Below are 12,333 nucleotides of genomic sequence, written 5' to 3' on the forward strand. Positions count from 1 at the left end.
CAAAAATCCGGAGAGATCCAAACGCGACTCTCCAGAACGATGCGACATTCCGCGCTCTCAGGCCGCGTTGTTCAGACCTTCCCTAGGTAAGCGTCCAGACTGCCGGCCTGATTGGTGAGGTTATTCAGGGTGTCGATGGACTGCATCAATCCGTTGATGGTGGACTGAGCCTGATCCCAAATGTAGGCGGCGGGCGCGACCGTGTTTTGCAGCATGTTTTCGTGCTGCTGCAACTGCGTTGCGTATTGCTCGATTTGCTTCTGGACCTGCGCGACCTGTTGAATCGCGGTCACGGTCGTTTGCGACAGGTTGGTTCCGTCAATGACCGGGATGCCGGCATGCGCGGGAATTGAGGCGACGCCAACAGTGAGGGCTAGGGAGAAAGCGATTTTAGCCGCTAAAACGTGCTGCTTCATGGTCATTACCTCGCGATGAATGGCTGCCCCCCTGAGCAAGAGCGCTTGTTCAAGGGTTCATCACGTAGCTGCGCCACGGAGCTACCGGTAATTGACCTGGGCGACACCGAAGCCCGGCCTTTTTGATCAGATCACGGTGTCAAGTAGCGATTGAATTTACCGATGGTTCCAAGGATTGATAACGGTAAGCCCGGCCGCTTCAAAAGGGCTGGTGTCGCGTGTTGCTACGATAAATCCCTTGGAGGCCGCAATAGCCCCAATATATCCGTCGGGTGTTGGAAAACCCTTCCCGGCTATGCGGGCCTTCACCGCCAGCTCGGCATAATTGCGAGCTGCTTCGGTGTCGAACATCAGCACCCGCTCGCTGAACAGTTCGAGCAATCCGTCCAGGGCTTCGCCCAGGCCTTTTTTACGTTTCCCGTTCGGCAGCGCGCCGATGCCGAACAGCAGTTCGGCAAGCGTCACGCTGGACAGGTAGAGGGTTTCCGCTACCTGCTCATTCAACCAAGCTCGCACGGCCGGGTCGGGTTCGGATTTCATCGCCTCGGAGACGACATTCGTATCCAAGACAATCATTCAAACCTCATCGGTTCTGCCGGCACCTTGTCGCGCACCTGGTCCAATACTGCGAAATCATCGTTTGTTAGCCTTACGCGGCGGCCAAGCTCCGCCAACGCGTCGCCCATGCGGATGCGCTTTTGTGACTTAACTGCACTCTCCAGAATCTCGCGGACCTCCGCCTCTGTACTGCGGCCATGCTCGGCGGCCCGTAAGCGCAGAGCGCGATGTACCTCGTCGGGCACATTCCGCACTGTCAGGATTGCCATAGTCAGAACCTCATGTGTGACTTCATTGACTTCAATATTACGCAAATGATGTCATTAAAGCAAGGGCGGCTGCGGCCTATCTCTCCTGCGTTCCAAGTCTTCGGCGGTAGCCGGCTCGGCCTCGCAGAGCAGGATTTCCGTTGAGCACCGCAGGTGCGAATAAGGGACAGTGAAGTAGGAACACCCGCGTGCGGGTGGGCCTACTTCACCTATCCTGCCCGCCTTACGGCCTTGTTTTTGCCTCGTATGACTCATCGAATTTCGCGCTGTAAGCGCACCGTTGTTTCGCAACAGCGCACCAGCGGCGCGAGGATCGACAAAAACGCCCCATTTCCGCGCGTTTGCAGCGATCCAACAACCGATAGCAGTGTTTCAGCCACGCACTTGCAGCGATTGAACACGGGGCTTTCCTTACTTCGCGCTGCCGTGACTCATGGACCCAGGCGGCGCATTGGTGATGTGCTGGCGAACGTATTTCAGGAACGTCTCATATCGAAAAGGGATGCGCCCAATATCGCGCATGTGCTCCCAGATGATCTTGAGCGTGTAGCCGGCCTCCATCGCTTTCTTAACGTCTGAGCGCGCCGCCATGAAAGCGGCCTGGTAGTCCCGGCGCTTTATCTGCGAGGTCTGCTGCTCAAGAGCGAGCCGTGCGGCCAAGTCGGCAGGGTAGCTGCTGTTTGTCGTCGCCATGTCCGTAAACCTCCGTTATCAACTGAACTACTGCGAAGCTTACGGAGTGTCGGCCTGCGCAACATTCCAATAATTGGCCGAAATGGTTGACATGAAGCTGGTGCCACTAGCGTGCCCCAAGACAGCGACGGCAGCCATTCAGCATCACCGACAAGTTGAACGCCAAGAAGGGAGTTGGTCCGTAGATAATCGGCAGCGAGGTGGCCCCTCAAGTGTCAATGAACCGTTCGGCCGCCATCGTCGAAAGCGGCGTTAGACGCAAGCCTTGCCTGGGATGACGATCCTGAAACACCGCCAAAGACGGGTCTAACGTTCGCGGCCAGGCCGCGAATGGCGCTTGTTGTATGTTGTAGCGCGCTACAACATACAACACCGATTCATTGACACTTGAGGGGCGCTTAGTTTTTAGCCGCTAAAAATGGTCCGGCCGAGCCACCCCTCCAGGCGTACAACTCAACGGCTGAAGGCCGACCATGGCAAGGGCCTGGCGTCGCCCTAGAGGGCGGCGGCAAGTACCGCGCCTAGTAGATGATCCTGGAAGATCATGGATGGAACTTGCGAACTAGCCGCAAGCCCGCGCCGTTGCTGTGTTTTCAGGTTTGAGGCGGGGAACGTTGCTACGGATAAAGGGGAACATTGCTACGGAGCTTGGGGAACGTTACTACGGGCTTCGGCCTGCCAATTTCCCACTTCCCTGCTGCATACTCGCTCACCTTCCAGCCCACGGTAGCAAGCTCGGCCAGAGCTTTGCGCGCTTTCTGGCGGCGCTTCTTCATAGCCTCGGCGTTCGCCTGGTCCGGCCAGACGTAGCCAGCAAGCGTATCGAGTTCCACGCGCCCGGCTTTGCCAGGATCGATCCAGCCGCATAGCCGCTGGTGAATAAGGCGGGCCGGGTCGGTTTGTAGCGCCCGCACCTCGGCCATCTCGATGCGGGTATACGGGCGCCGCCCAAGAATCGCCTCTGCAATCTGGGGATTCAACGCGACGAATAGCCGTCCGTCCTCTTCGTCGAAGGCGTAGCTCATCAAGTGAAAAGACCTTTGCCTAATCCCATTGGTGACTACTACCGTCACGTTTGCCATACGCAGCAAACACGCCTTGATCGCCCTGATATTGTCGCCGCCATCGGTCAAGCCGATTTCGGCTAGCAGGCTTGTCATGCTCTCTCGCACGACAAGCGCATCCTGCCCTACCGCTTCGAACTTCGGCTCAAGGAATAGACGCAGTTGCCTCGGCAACTCTGCTGTTGGATCTGGCGTCAGGATGATGCCCTTTGGCCCTCCAAGAGCCACAAGACCTTGTAGCAGTCGCATTACATACAGCCAAGCAAGTGGACGCTGACACTAAATAAACTGGACGAAGCTATCAGCCAAACTGGACGGCGACGTCATTTAGGCTGGACGGTTGTGACTTGCAAAGTCAGCGCAGCCAGGCAAGGAGGATGCAACTCGCATAGCACCGGCTGGCCTGCTGCTGGTCAGAGGCAGCGCTTATAGAGCGCCCAGCGCCGCCTGTGGGAGGACTGCGCGGCCACGTACTGCTAGCGAGGGATTCTCACGGAGCCTATGAGCGATCGCCGACAGCCGTTGGTCACCTGGTCATAGATCTGTACGGCGGTGGCCATCGCCGCGCTTAGTGCGCGTTGCCTGCGCCAGGGACGTACGGCTGCTGTCATGGCGCAGCGCTACAACTGGCAAAAAGTAACCGCAACTGACAGGCAAGCGCGTTGCCTGTCAGCAGCGCGCTTGGCCTGTGAGCTGAGAACCCCTTGTCGAGCCGTCCGTTTGCCGTTTCGCGTGGCAGATGATTCTTCAGCAGCCTGTTGCTGCGAAGTTCAGTTCGCTCGAACACCATCCACACCGCCCACATCCGTACTTCTGGTGAATCCTTCTCCAGGTCGATTCAGAATGCCTACGCGATCTGGCTTTGATAAATCTTCAGGCGGGGATGAGTCTCGTTCTCTTCAATTCGTGTTACCTCAAAGCGGGTGCCAGGAGGGAAGAGAACTTCCTGCTCATTCGGGCGCTCTGAAAACATGGAGATGCGTTTTCCAGTTGTTGAATTGCTTTCCCACTCGACTGCCATTCCTTTCCAGGATGCATTCTTGGTTTCTGAGGTCGCGAAAAATCGGTGGTCCGTGGTGATGCTTCCTTCTTGGTATCGCTCCGACACCCACTCCGGCAACTGATCTTCGCCGGTGAAGACAGTCCCTTGATATGAATATTCTTCGGGAAGCGAGTGCAGGGCGGAAATGATGCATTTTGCAAATGCAAGGCCATGAGCAGTGGGCGTCGCTTCTTTCTCCAGAACATCCTGTACTACCTCATAATCGTCTGTCGTCCATGCCTGCAGCGCCACGAGATCCTCGGTTGCCATGTGTTCTAGTTCTGGGTGGTTCCTCTTCATCTGTGCCATTCTTTGCATCATCCCATTCCACTGCTGCTGCCTCTGTGGGCGGGATTGTTCGCCCCAAAGAGTTATGAGCGCAGTCTTGAACTGCTTCCGCTCTTCATGTGTGGTTCGGAACTGCGACCCATCGTGTTGGATCCGCTGCCAAAGTCGCTTTTTTTGCTTTACCAGATCGCTGGTGTTCAACTCCACCAGTGGACTTAATGGACGACGGCTCGAGCTCGCTCTGGGAGACCCGAGTGACGCCAAGCCATACAGGCCGGGTGACATGGGCGCCTCGGGAGATGAAGGCGTAGAGAGCGTGGCCTGCTCTGTGCCGTGGGCTGCATAATGCTCAGGTGAGCCTGCCACGCTCTGCTTTGAAACGCATAGACCCATGTTGATCTCCTACAGTGACTGTCGGAGCAAGTTTGGCGAGAAGCTCTCCGATTCGCGCTGGCTCACCGAAGTCATAGCTGGGAGGACGAAGCATTGACGCGCGGAATTCTCGAGCCTCTACAGAGACTTGGCAGGGATTCGTGTACAAAACAGCCAAAAGTGAGCTAACTCGCTGTCAGTAAAGGTTTCCTACACGAATCCCTACCGACCCTCCCGCTCAGGAATCTTGCCCGACCCCATACGCGTGCAGGGCTGCTTATTCCGACTGAGGCGCCGGCTGCATGGGCAGCTCCGCCGGTGCGTCGACCCAGGGGTCGTCCCTACCCGCCGTCCCCTCCGATTCGCCTTCCCACTCGTTGCCGATCTGCTCAAGCGTGCCGACCAGGGTGCGTTCGGCGGACGCCCGCTGTGAGGGGCTGAAGAACAGCGGCTCCTGCGGCACAACCGCCATCTCGACCCCGGCTACGTCGTGCACATCCGCTGCAGCCGGCGAGCGGTGCCCGGCGACCAGTTCGAAACCCAAGGCCATCGCGCTCCGGCCGAGTCGGATCGCCTGCTGTTGGCCCCAGCCGAGCGCTCCGCTCGTAGCCATGAGGCCCTTGGACAGGACGTCGCCGGCCACCCGGCCGAAGAGCAGGTAGGCCGCCGTGTAGCCGACGGTCCCGGCTATGAAGCCCGATGGGTTGGCCCTGGGTCGTCCATGTAGCCGCTCATCTCAGCGGCTACGGAGAAGGGCAGGCCGATCGTCATACCGCCGACCGTGTCGCTCACGCTGTCGTTCATCCCCGCGTGCGTGACGTGCGGGCTCAGCGCTTCACGGAGAAGGAACGTCGACGAGACGGCCGCATCAGCGATGAAGTCAGGTAGGGCCAAGCCCGTTGTTGCGCATCAGGGCGATGTTTGACCCGGGGGCGGCGAAGGCTACGGTCGCCAGCGCGAGCTTCCCCTTCAGGTCGGGATTGTTTGCGAACGATGCGTCCAGGGTCCGGCGCACCGCCTCTAGGGGGCATTGAGGATGCAATAAATCACATATTTCGTTTCGCGTACTCTTGCTCATACCGACCAAAATGACCAGTAGCCAATGAATTTGCCACTGCATCGTCCTCCGACCGGGTACTAGGCTCGATATGCCCCTGGGCTGTAACCATGCAATGCCATGCGTTGGGGTTGTCGAGACCAACCCGACGTAGCGTTTCGCGCGCTTCCATATAATAAGCCTGAACGTTGCGAGTTGAGTTGTATTCAACCTTTTCAAAGCTTTCCGCGAATTCGCGGGGGGAAAGCTGGGCGATGGCTGCATTGCGCTCGCATTCTTCGAATGCGCGGTCCAGCGAAGCATTGCTCAATTCAAAGGCAAGAACGCCCATTGCAATGGTGGGGTCGCGCGCCATCATCTCTCCCAGCACCACTACCCGCTGTTGCCTATCGAAATACGCTGTGGACACTTCGGGATCAACGCGAATCCCTACCTTGCCTTCCTTCTGGACGGTCTCCATGGTCTGCCGGAACGTTGGGAATCCACGAATATCAGGAAAAGATCCTTGATAGCCTGCTCGAGTCGCGGGTCCTTACCATCGTGTTGCAAGGTAGTGGTGGTGAGGTGCACTCACTCTTGCGCCCGTTTTTGGAGTGCCTGATGGTGCGAAGAAGCTGCGCCAGTGTCAAAGCTGGCATAAGGGTTCCAGGCGGGCTGAGACCACATATCGGCAGGAGCGATCGGATACTCGCCGGTCGATACGCCCTGCCACTCATGGGCTGAGTCATGCAAGTTGCCCAGGTATTCTGACCAACCGCTAAAACCTTCATGGCCGGACCATCCTGCCCCTTGCCAACTGGGTGAGCCCTGCGGTTCGAGAGAAGCGGAGCGACGCGGTGGGGAAGGTAAAGCCTCGCGCAGTGCACTGGTCGAAGAAGAAGGCGAATCCCTGCGCGATGGCGACGGCGACTCAGATGGCGTGGCCTGCTCTGTGGTGGGGTTGCATAACGCGCAGGTGACCCTGCCACGCTCGGCTTTGAATTGCATAGTCCCATGTCGATCTCCTGCAGTGACTGTAGAAGCAAGTTTGCCCGGGGGAGCGCTCCGACTCGTTTCGCCTCACCGAAGTCCTGGCTGGGACGACGAAGGCATTGACGCGGAGGATGACCCATACATTCCCCAACAGGCTGAGCATAAGCCTCCTGGCGTTGCACTGCTGCGATGGTCTTTTCCTGTTCGCCAACGGAGTGCGGTGGCCGCAGCTGTTCCCGAGGGCCGGCAGCAATTCTTGAAATAATCCTTTTCTGACAGAAATTTAGCTTACTTTTTGCTTTTTTTATACGGATCCCTGCCGACCCTCGATCGGCTTGTATTACATCTCGATGTGATCGAGCGCTTCGGTGCGAAGTCTTGGAGCAGAGGGGTTCAACATCCGATTCCACGGGCGCTTACGAGAAGGCCGATTGAGGCCGTGAGGAGGGTTCATGTCAAAGCGAAGGAAGTTCAGGCGCCCGAAGCGGCAATTCGATCTCTCACCTCATCCGGCATCAGGCGCTCGCGCCTGCCGGCGTGAAGCGTCCTCAGTCCCCACTCCCATGCAATGTCTTGCTCTGCGACCCATCGCCTGGCGTTCTCGCTGGATTGTTCGACCGGCTGAGTCAGCCGAAAGCGTGGTCCGAGCCCAAAGAACAGATCGAAACCAAAATCAATCGTCAGCAACCGACGCAGCTGCCGAGTATGCCCGCCCGGGAGATAGCCATCCCATCCAGCGTCCTCTAGCTGCAGTACGACGCGGGAGAAGCAGAAAGCCTGCCTCTGCATGATCCTTGGATGCAGATCAAACGCAAGCTCCTTGTCTTCTGCCAACGGAAAAATGAAGCAGATGAAGTAGGCGAACAGCTCCTCTGCGATCTCCCACAGCGGACCCTCAATCGTGGCCAGGAACAGGCTAGCGTGCAGCGAACGCCCGAGTTCAAAAGCCAGCCCTTGATTTCCTGCTTCATGCGCTTCTCGAAGCAATACGACGAGCGCGGCTAGGCTATCCAGGCCCGCTTGTCCCTCCAGGCGCCGAGTCACTTGGCGCGTTGCTTTACGCCGCACATAGCGTCCACGCTCCAACGCCTGCTGATCGAAGATCGCCATCTGGATCCCGGGCCCCAACCGCTTTAGCAGTATGTCGGCATTTGCCCCAACAGGGCGGGAGATGTCCAGCGCGTCCCAAGCTGCTGCCATGAGGATTTCACTGGAGCCTGCCATGGCTGCTTCTGTGATGCGGAGAGTCTCGGCGCCGGGGACGTGCTTACCCAGGGCGTACTTGGCCCACAAATTGTGATGGTGCTCGCCCTTGAGGTAGGTGCCGGGCTGCAAAACCTGACCCAGGCGATAGGCCGTCGGACGGCCCATACGCGCCCGCAGCCCCTCGAACCATAAGCCAACCTTCAGCACGTTCAAGGCCTTCTCAGCGGAACGGTTTGCGTTCGATTCGGCTAAGCGAACTACCGCTTTTACCCGGCCAAGTTTGTAGTCCTTGATCTGTATCAATGGCTTATCGACTCATTGCGGTGCAATTTAGAGTAACGCGGAAGCCCTCAGTTTCCTTCTGGGCGACTATCGGTGCAATCGTTACGCTAGCGGCATGACAGAGCGTGACGAACACATCGGCGCGTTGGCCAAAGTCCTGGAGCAGGATCTGTTGCACCACTACGGCCCGGTGATCGGCCAGGATGATCTGCGCCAAGCACTGGGCTACACCTCGCTGGATGCGTTCCGGCAGGCTCTGTCCCGTGACTCGCTGCCGGTGCCGGTGTTCCCCATCCCTAATCGCCGCGGCAAATACGCGCTTGCCAAAGACATTGCGCACTGGCTGGCAGGCTTGCGCGACCAAGCCATCCGGGCATCGCACCCAAACGGAAACACGCCATGACTGCGAACATGGAAGACAGGGGGTCAGCATGACCTGACGACTCCCACCGCCATTCCACACGTGGGAAATGCAAAAGCCCCCAAGCGCGTCAACGCTTGGGGGCTTTGAGGGTGTAGCTAGAACCTGTTCGCTGCATTCTCGGCATCCGCCCTCCCTTCGTCAATCCCTGTTTGTCAGCTCTTACGCGCTGGCGCGGGGGACTGTTGCCGCTGTTCTGGCCCGGATGCTGGTGCCTGGAACGAAGGCGGTGCAAGGAGTGCCATGAATCCGTTGAAAGACCTGTGCCGGTGCCTGCTGCGCACTGACCTGACCGATCGGCAGGTTGGTCAAAAGTTGAATCGCTCGCCGACCACGGTCGGCCGCTATCGCAAACGCCTGCGAGCCCTCTCACAATCGTGGGATGACATCGAGAGCATGGACGAAGTCGCGCTGGCGCGCCGATTGAATCCGGGCAAAAGTAGTGCGAAGAAGTTGCTCGTTGAACCGGATTGGTCGTATGTGCACGCCGAGCTGCAGCGGCGCGGCATGACGATCACGCTATTGCATGAGGAATATGCCCTTGGCTTGGAAGCCGGGGCGATGTCAGAGACCGAGTTCCGACGCCGCTACCGCCGCTATGCGCGTAAGCGAGGACTGGTCATGCGTCAGGTGCGTGTACCGGGACAACAGCTGTTTCTGGACTTCTCCGGAGTGCGCCCTTCGATCACTGATCAGATGAGCGGCGCAACAACCCCGGTGGAGCTCTTCGTGGCGGTCATGGGTGCCAGCCGCAAGACCTTCGTCTATGCCGTCGCAAGCCAGAAATCGGTTGACTGGATCGCTTGCAATGCAAAGGCGCTGGAGTTCTTTGCGGGCGTGCCCACCTATCTGGTGCCGGATAACCTCAAGGCGGCGGTGACCTCCGTTTCCGGGCAGGACGGGGCACTGCTGAACATGACCTACGCCGAGTTTGCTGCGCACTACGACACCATGGTGCTGCCGGCACGTCCGCGCAAACCTAAGGACAAGGCGCCGGTGGAGATTGGGGTGCAACTGGCCCAGCGTTGGATCCTGGCGCGGCTGCGCAATCGGGTGTTCTTCTCGCTGGAGGAACTGAATCGCGCCATTGCCGAGCTAGTGGACCGCATGAACCTTCGTCCGATGCGTGGGTCCGGCGGAAAAAGCCGTCAGCAACTGTTCGAGGAACTGGACGGCCCCGCGCTGCGTCCCTGTCCGCAGATGCCCTACGAGTACGCAGAGTGGAAGCTTAAGGTCCCTGTGGGACAGGATTACCACGTCCCTTGGCAGGGCCACTTTTACTCGGTTCCTCACACATTGGTTGGCGCAAAGGTGAACTTGAAGGTCACCCGGGAGGCCGTAGCAGTCTTCCACCGCGACAAGCGGGTGGCCATGCATCCGCGCAGCGGCGAAGTGGGTGGATGTAGCACGTCACCGGAGCACCAGCCCCCGGCTCATCGCGCTTACGCACAAGACACGCCGGACGTACTGATGACATGGGCGCGTCAGCAAGGAGGCGCCCTGCATAAGTTCGTGCAACGACATAGCGCGACCCATCGCCGACCGGCACTGACCCTGCAAGCCTGTCGAGGGCTGCGACGCCTTGCGCGTGAACACGGGATCGAAAGGCTGCAGGCGGCCTGTGACCGGGCCGTACGCATCCAAGCAAACAGTGTCAGCTCGGTGAAGTCGATCCTGGTGCGCCATCTGGATCGCAGCGCATCTTGCGATGACAGTGCAAGCAACGATGACGCTCCACAGGCGCACGAAAACGTGCGCGGTGCTAACTACTACTCATAATTCAGGGAGAACATTATGTCTTTGGAACATACGATTGATCAGCTACGAACGCTCAAATTGACCGGCATGGTGGCTGGCGTCGAACATCAACTCGCCCAATCCAGCTACGGAGCACTCGGCTTCGATCAGCGCCTTGGCCATCTGGTTGACGCCGAGGTGAGTCAGCGCGACAGCAAGCGCTTCACGCGCCTGATTCGCAATGCCAAGCTCAAGGTCTACGCCGAACCGGAGGCTATTGACTATCGTGTTGGGCGCGGGTTGGATCGATCAGTGATCGCGGATTTGCTGACCTGTGGCTGGATTGAGCACCGCCAAAACGTTTTGGTCACTGGACAAACAGGTACTGGAAAGACCTGGTTGGCATGTGCCCTGGCCGTACAAGCCGCACGCCAAGGGATCACCGTAGGCTACCGGCGCGTAGGCCGCCTGTTGGAAGACATGGAGGTCGGGCATGCGGACGGCTCACTGGCCAAGCTTCGCAATCAACTCGCCAGGACCGGACTACTAATCTTGGATGATTTCGGCCTGACGCCGCTGAGCAGCCGCGGACGTGCAGATCTACTGGAATTACTCGATGACCGTGTCGGCTCTGGCGCCACGATTGTGGCTGGCCAGATGCCAGTGCAGGACTGGCATGCGTTTATCCATGACCCTGCTTTGGCTGATGCCATCATGGATCGACTGATTCACAGAAGCCACAAACTAGCGCTCAAGGGTGAATCCATGCGAAAGACGAAGGTGGCCAAGTCCGGGAAGTGAAGATTGGCGGCGCTGTCCAGCGCTTCTGGCGCTCGCATCCAATTCATTTGGCGGCGGTGTCCAGTTCCGTCGCCGATGAGTGTCCAGTTGGTTGGCTTTTCGTAGTCGCATGTCATCAGCACCAAGAGGCTCGAAGCCGACAAACCGCGCTTGTTCATTCTCGGCGTAGTGATACGTCACATCGAGCTTGAGCCTCTTCCGTTCGCCGCGCTTGAGACTGCGGAACAAACCGGGGACCAGGCAATGCATCGGATCGTGCCGGGCATGTGTAAGGTCAAAAGCCATCGCTTCGCCTCCGGCCATCACGTCCCTTTTCTTCATTCTTGCTGGCTTCATGCAGCTCCACTGGCACCAGAACGCCGCCTGCGTGCCGCATGTACCAGCGATCAAGCGTCGTAGCGTCGTAGTTCTGCTTGTTAACGCCGAAACGCACGAAGTAGCTGCGGCGCTCATTGCCGATGGGCTGCCGGTCATGGGCGCGGTCGCTAAGGCGCTTCGCCTCGTCCTCAGTCATGCGCGCGACATAACCGCACCACCTGGCGTTGTCGATCAGCGCGGAAGCGCCACGCGCGGCCTGCTGCTGGTCGGTTTGGCCTTCGCGGGCACTTCCCTTGCTGACGTAGTGCAGGTAGAGCACGGATGCGCCCGTGGTAGCCGCGACCTGCTCGAACACGGCCACGAGGTGGGCCATGCTGCCATTGCTGTTCTCATCGAGGGCGTGGATGCGGCTCAGGGTGTCCAGCACGATCAGCCTGGCCCCGGCGCTGTACTCAATGACGCGGCGCAAGTGAGCCTCGTCCATGACGTTCAAGCGCTTACCCATGATTGGCTCAAGCGCAAGGTTCTCTGCGATGGCTTGGCGTGCTGCGTGTTCGAGGTGCTGGCCGATGGCGTGAATGCGCCGCACAAGCGCGGACGGCGGGTCTTCCCCAGCCAGATAAACCACGCGCCCGGAGTGTGCGGGAGCCAGGCCCACGAGGTCGCCGCCGGCAACGCTGCATGCGATGCTCATGGCCGCTTCCAGCGCCCAGAAGCTCTTACCGGTGGCTCCTGGAGCAACGAGCGCGCCCACGGTTCCCGCCAGGAAGCCCGGCCATATGAAGTCCAGCACCGGCGGTTCGCACTCGAACGCCGCCAGGACGTCAATCGCCACGA

Annotated in this window: 13 protein-coding genes and 1 pseudogene; 3 read left to right on the forward strand and 11 right to left on the reverse strand. The window is 59.0% G+C overall.

The features are described 5' to 3' along the window. Positions 1-71: 71 nt before the first annotated feature. The 9 genes and pseudogenes from XcyCFBP4188_RS02625 to XcyCFBP4188_RS02670 all read right to left on the reverse strand — a co-directional run bounded on the left by XcyCFBP4188_RS02625 (position 72) and on the right by XcyCFBP4188_RS02670 (position 8,240). On the reverse strand, positions 72-416 hold the full coding sequence (locus XcyCFBP4188_RS02625) for a TrbJ/VirB5 family protein (protein WP_428977226.1): 345 nt from the start codon (positions 414-416) through the stop codon (positions 72-74). Positions 417-572: 156 nt separating this feature from the next. Further along, positions 573-992: a type II toxin-antitoxin system VapC family toxin gene (locus tag XcyCFBP4188_RS02630; protein WP_104591581.1), complete on the reverse strand. Its 420-nt coding sequence runs from the start codon at positions 990-992 to the stop codon at positions 573-575. Further along, positions 989-1,243 (reverse strand): FitA-like ribbon-helix-helix domain-containing protein, encoded by a 255-nt coding sequence (locus tag XcyCFBP4188_RS02635; protein WP_104591582.1) that lies wholly within the window; start codon positions 1,241-1,243, stop codon positions 989-991. The genes XcyCFBP4188_RS02630 and XcyCFBP4188_RS02635 overlap by 4 nt, the downstream gene beginning before the upstream one ends. A 411-nt stretch (positions 1,244-1,654) precedes the next feature. Next, positions 1,655-1,936: a TraK family protein gene (locus tag XcyCFBP4188_RS02640; RefSeq protein WP_058361065.1), complete on the reverse strand. Its 282-nt coding sequence runs from the start codon at positions 1,934-1,936 to the stop codon at positions 1,655-1,657. Between the two features lie 617 nt (positions 1,937-2,553). Next, positions 2,554-3,249 carry a replication protein C, IncQ-type gene (gene repC / locus XcyCFBP4188_RS02645; RefSeq protein WP_104591583.1) on the reverse strand — a complete coding sequence of 232 codons (696 nt, stop codon included), beginning with the start codon at positions 3,247-3,249 and terminating at the stop codon, positions 2,554-2,556. Positions 3,250-3,847: 598 nt separating this feature from the next. Further along, positions 3,848-4,723 (reverse strand): type III secretion system effector XopAI, encoded by an 876-nt coding sequence (gene xopAI, locus XcyCFBP4188_RS02650; RefSeq protein ID WP_104591584.1) that lies wholly within the window; start codon positions 4,721-4,723, stop codon positions 3,848-3,850. Between the two features lie 256 nt (positions 4,724-4,979). After that, positions 4,980-5,738, reverse strand: a pseudogene (locus tag XcyCFBP4188_RS02655) (type III secretion system effector XopAA); the annotation flags it as partial. Positions 5,739-5,748: 10 nt separating this feature from the next. Next, positions 5,749-6,219, reverse strand: a complete 471-nt coding sequence (locus XcyCFBP4188_RS02660; protein ID WP_104591585.1) for a hypothetical protein — start codon at positions 6,217-6,219, stop codon at positions 5,749-5,751. A gap of 983 nt (positions 6,220-7,202) precedes the next feature. Next, the gene (locus tag XcyCFBP4188_RS02670) at positions 7,203-8,240 is read right to left on the reverse strand and encodes a hypothetical protein (protein ID WP_104591587.1); all 1,038 of its coding nucleotides are present in this window, start codon (positions 8,238-8,240) and stop codon (positions 7,203-7,205) included. 94 nt (positions 8,241-8,334) lie between these two features. Between XcyCFBP4188_RS02670 and XcyCFBP4188_RS02675 the strand changes: the two genes are divergently transcribed. From XcyCFBP4188_RS02675 to istB, 3 genes are all read left to right on the forward strand, one after another. Further along, positions 8,335-8,622, forward strand: coding sequence for a hypothetical protein (locus tag XcyCFBP4188_RS02675; protein WP_046932707.1), 288 nt, complete (start codon positions 8,335-8,337; stop codon positions 8,620-8,622). 261 nt (positions 8,623-8,883) lie between these two features. Beyond that, entirely contained in the window at positions 8,884-10,419 is a 1,536-nt protein-coding gene (gene istA / locus XcyCFBP4188_RS02680) for an IS21 family transposase (RefSeq protein ID WP_104591588.1), read from the forward strand. A 15-nt stretch (positions 10,420-10,434) separates the two neighbouring features. Beyond that, positions 10,435-11,178 carry an IS21-like element helper ATPase IstB gene (istB, locus tag XcyCFBP4188_RS02685; protein ID WP_104591589.1) on the forward strand — a complete coding sequence of 248 codons (744 nt, stop codon included), beginning with the start codon at positions 10,435-10,437 and terminating at the stop codon, positions 11,176-11,178. Here istB and repC (XcyCFBP4188_RS23735) read toward each other — a convergent pair. Beyond that, on the reverse strand, positions 11,122-11,514 hold the full coding sequence (gene repC / locus XcyCFBP4188_RS23735; protein ID WP_428977227.1) for a replication protein C, IncQ-type: 393 nt from the start codon (positions 11,512-11,514) through the stop codon (positions 11,122-11,124). The two genes, istB and repC (XcyCFBP4188_RS23735), sit on opposite strands and share 57 nt — an antisense overlap. After that, positions 11,453-12,331 (reverse strand): helicase RepA family protein, encoded by an 879-nt coding sequence (locus XcyCFBP4188_RS02695; RefSeq protein ID WP_104591590.1) that lies wholly within the window; start codon positions 12,329-12,331, stop codon positions 11,453-11,455. The genes repC (XcyCFBP4188_RS23735) and XcyCFBP4188_RS02695 overlap by 62 nt, the downstream gene beginning before the upstream one ends. Between the last annotated feature and the right edge of the window lie 2 nt (positions 12,332-12,333).

Source organism: Xanthomonas hortorum pv. cynarae, assembly GCF_002939985.1.
Taxonomy (GTDB): domain Bacteria; phylum Pseudomonadota; class Gammaproteobacteria; order Xanthomonadales; family Xanthomonadaceae; genus Xanthomonas; species Xanthomonas hortorum_D.